We start from the raw sequence: 3,158 nt of genomic DNA on the forward strand, positions 1-3,158 counted from the left end.
GAACCCCTAGACAAGGTCCATCGTCCCAGCTCAGGAAGGCACTTTTGCGTTTCTACTCAACCTCACCCGCACCCCAACCGAAACGGCGAGGCTAGGTTCGACCCAGCTTTCGCCCCCGTATCGTCAGCTTCCCCGCAGCCGGAAATGCGAAGGTACTGGCAGGACCCCGAAGGCATCGGTTTCAACCAAGTCGCTGTCGAGTTCTCCTCCGACAGTGAGTCGGAGAGTGCTCTGGGCGGGTCGTACGATGTGCCGTCCTTCGAGTTCGCCGCCCGGTTCGGCTTGCGTCAGTTGCCCGGCACCCTGGACCTCGTGGGCTTGGACGGCCGACGCGCCTCTGCGGTCTTCAGTGTGGACAAGCCCTGGCGGGGGAACCTGCTGTTCCTGCGCCGTGATCTCGTCGAGATCTTCGCCGCTGGGCGACGGATCATGCAGGTGGGGTGGGGCGAACGCGAGGTGGCCGTCGACTGGCACGCGCCTCCTCCCTGGGTACGTGCGGCCCAGCGTGCCCATACGAATGTGTGGCGACATGTCCGGCTGCTGGAGTCGGCCGGACCACCGTCACCCTGACCGCCTACGACGGTGATGCCCGGCAGCGACCCACATACTCAGGCCGCAGGGATACGCCGCCCGCGCAGCCAGCCTCACAGCATCGCCAGAGCCCCCGCCCAGCGACCTTGAACGGTCGAGTTATCCGCCTCGCCGCTACTACACAGCATGACGAAGCGACAGCATGTGATCGCAACCCGCGCATGAGGAACCCCCGCCAGCACCAGCCGACGGAGGTTCACTTCGCGTTCCATAATGGCCTGCTGCTCGTCCTGCCTGCGCCGAGCGTCCTGTGCCGCCTGTACCTCGATCTCTCCAAGGACCGCATCCAGGGCCTCTTCGAGCGCCCGGGTCTTCCGATCTCGCCAGCGCCCGGGCCGGTCGGTCAGGCCATGAACGAGCGCCACGACGAGGTGAGAGGAGCGGTCGGAACCCGTAGGACTGCGGGAACTCCTGCCTGACACTGACGGTGTATGCGAGGCCGTCGACAGCCGTGTCCACTCCGCCCTCGCGTGGGTGGGAGAACGAGTGGGCCTTCCGCACCTCGTACCCTCGCCGGACCGCCTCAGCTGACAGTCCCTGCAGCAGCAGAATCCACCTTCGGCGAAGCCCAGACGGCATGACGTGTCGGCGCTCGTCGTCTTTGAGCGCCGACGCGATCGGATGGAGGTTCCCCAGTCGTGAAGGAACAGGAACCGGATCCCCGTTCTCCTTCGGCCGTTGACTCCGCGCATTGGGATTCGGGCCGTCCGCAGGAAACAGCTCCAGCCTCGGCCCACCGTACGGAACCTTCTCGATGCGCTTGCCCGCTGGTTCCAGGCCGTGCCGTTTCGCGTAGTTGACGACACGCCGCCACTCCGTGACCTCGTCGTCATTAGGGTCGGTGATCCAAACGCGGCCCTCGGCGACGAGCCGCTCGATCAGCTCACGAGGCTTCTCCCGCCGGGCTCGCGCGACGGGCCTCTCACTTTACGGCGTCCGAGGGTTGGCGGGCGCTGCCGGCTCACTGCCATCAGCGACCGCAAAGTCGTCGTCGATCATCAGGACCCCACCATCCCGCAAGGTATCGGCCGAGCGCCAGCCACTCGACAGCTAGGCTCCACCGCCCGCGCTGGAAACGAGGCCGTTCGACGAACCCGTACTGCCGTATGAAGCCAAAAGGCGCCCGTCAGCCCTGGGAGTCCCCTGGGACTTTTCTGGGACTTCCGGCCCCATCAAGCGGCACGAACGTGAAATAGCCGAAAGGTCATTCACGCAGGTCAGCGACCGCCAACTGTTCATCGCGGCAGGTCACCGCACTCGCTGGTCTCTTCCGGGACATCTGAAAGCCTGCAAAAATGGCACCGTCACACCCCTTCTGACCTGCACAAATGCGAGTCGAGGCGGGGTGTGACGGAGTCCCTGGGACTTTTCTGGGACTTTGAACCAGGAGCGACGGCTTCCGTGCACCGCGCTCTTCACGTGATGAGTCATCGCGAAACATGTGGAGCGCAAACGGGTGAAAGTAGCCGCAGGTCAGCACCCTGCGGCGGACATTCTGGGCATTACGCTCGCGTGCGTTGCGTGCACTGTGTGCGTTACGTGCGGCTTCTTGACGCACGAGGTACCCAGCGTGCCATTCAAACATTGGGCCCCAGGCAGTCCCTCACGAAACCAGTCCGCCCATCGCACTCCAGCGGTCGTTAGGTTTGCCGGGAATCAACACGTCGGTTTGATCTTGTTCGTGTCGAGGTCGAGGAATCTCGCGATGTCAGTCGGTGTGCGGAAGCGGGCGGTCGAGGCAGGGATGTGAACTCCGTGGGCTTCCAGGAGCGGGCGGACGTCTTTCGCTGCCCAGCTGATGCTCATGGCGGTGGTGTTGAAGAGCTGGCCCAGGAGGTCCATGGTCGCGAGTTTTCGCAGGTGGAGCACGGTGGCCAGGACCCGGTCGGCTGAGGTGAGCTTGGGTTTGGCTCCTGTGCCAGGGGCCACCAGGCGTTCGTGGCCTCTGCGGGTGCGGAGCACTTGCTCGCGTTGAATCTCCATCGCTGGAGTCAGCACGTCGATGAGTTCGTTGAGCTGCCGGCGGGTCATCCCGGTCAGTTCCGGGTCCTGTAGCGAACGCCGCGTGAGGCGGGCCGGTCCGTCCGCCTGGGCCTCGTCCTGTGCGCTGGTGGTGGTCGCCGTGTCCATCGGGCGCTGGAGGTGGAGGGTGTAGTTCCAGTCGCCGTGGAAGCGGTGGCGGGTGATGGGCAAGGCGGCGATCTCGTCGTCGCTGACGCGGATGCCGGTGGGGTATTCACCGCTGTCGAGTTCGGCCTGGACGGTGAGGCCGGTCTGGCTGGTGGTCGCGGTGATGGTCTGGAGCATGACTTCGTGGCTGGTCAGGGGCCTGCCCTCGCCAGTTCATGGTGATGTGTGAGAACAGCCTGTGCTCGATCTTGTTCCACTTCGAGGTGCCGGGCCAATGCCGTTGCTTGAGTTAGTGAACTATCGCGGGGTGCAGCGTGATGACCTTGGGTTTGACCCGGCGTATGGCTTGCCGGTCCCGGGTGTTGATCCGGTAGGAGAGCTTGGAGGAGTACTTCGAGTCCGGCCGCTTCAGGTGCCGGTCCGCTTCGCGTAGACGC

2 protein-coding genes and 1 pseudogene are annotated in these 3,158 nt (G+C 64.6%); 1 reads left to right on the top strand and 2 read right to left on the bottom strand.

Features of this window, described 5'->3' with window-relative positions; all coding sequences use genetic code 11:
• The first annotated feature begins 144 nt into the window (after positions 1-144).
• A complete protein-coding gene (locus tag ACWD04_RS33840) occupies positions 145-570 on the top strand; it encodes a hypothetical protein (protein ID WP_451137561.1) in 426 nt (141 codons plus the stop codon).
• 74 nt (positions 571-644) lie between these two features.
• Here the strand turns inward: ACWD04_RS33840 and ACWD04_RS33845 are convergent, their stop codons facing one another.
• Both ACWD04_RS33845 and ACWD04_RS33850 read right to left on the bottom strand, forming a co-directional pair.
• Positions 645-956: a hypothetical protein gene (locus ACWD04_RS33845; protein WP_451137562.1), complete on the bottom strand. Its 312-nt coding sequence runs from the start codon at positions 954-956 to the stop codon at positions 645-647.
• Between the two features lie 1,291 nt (positions 957-2,247).
• A pseudogene (locus tag ACWD04_RS33850) lies at positions 2,248-2,992 on the bottom strand (ISAzo13-like element transposase-related protein); the annotation flags it as partial.
• Positions 2,993-3,158: the final 166 nt, after the last annotated feature.

Source organism: Streptomyces sp. NPDC002911 (assembly GCF_053591835.1).

Coding starts and splice junctions, on each gene's coding strand:
- ACWD04_RS33840 (WP_451137561.1), top strand. CDS start 145: ATGCGAAGGTACTGGCAGGACCCCGAAGGCATCGGTTTCAACCAAGTC.